Origin of the sequence: Bartonella taylorii 8TBB (assembly GCF_902825155.1) — a bacterium.
GTDB classification, from domain to species: domain Bacteria; phylum Pseudomonadota; class Alphaproteobacteria; order Rhizobiales; family Rhizobiaceae; genus Bartonella; species Bartonella taylorii_A.
Map to the genome: position 1 here is coordinate 1 of NZ_CADEAG010000078.1, position 544 is coordinate 544.

At 39.9% G+C, this 544-nt stretch carries 1 pseudogene; it reads right to left on the reverse strand.

The features are described 5' to 3' along the window. Window positions 1–544, reverse strand: a pseudogene (locus J7R13_RS08730) (hypothetical protein); the annotation flags it as partial.

Consider the following 544-nt stretch of genomic DNA (forward strand, 5'->3'; position numbering starts at 1 on the left):
AGACCAGAAAAAGCTGAACCTACATCATTAAAGACAGACTTGCTTACCTGACCATCTTCAGAAACACTGGATAATTCATAGGTTGGATGTGTAAAGCTACCCTCTTTAAATGACGCTCCGCCACCCAAAAACTTCGCTACATCCTGAGACAGGGTATTAATTTGGTTGCCATTAATTACATCATGTGATCCTTGAGCAATCAGACCATCCGCAACATTATGCAAACCAACAGCCGCAGAACCCTTTCCTTTGCCAAAAGTCACATTTTCATAATTAATACTGCCTTTTTCATTCTTATCATAATGAACAACAGCTGAATCATCAGACTGAAGATCCTTAGAAAGATCCTTTAAACTTTTTTCAAGCTGACCTTTATTAACCGCTTCATTATCTTTCTCCGCTGCCTTTACACCTGAAAGTGTACGATCCGCTCCGTCACTATTTGCAAGACTGATGCTTGTACCATCTTTCTCACCACCAATCGCGATAACTTTTGTCTTCTTGTCTTGCTTAACTAGGCTTTCACCTTCAACTTTAGTAATCG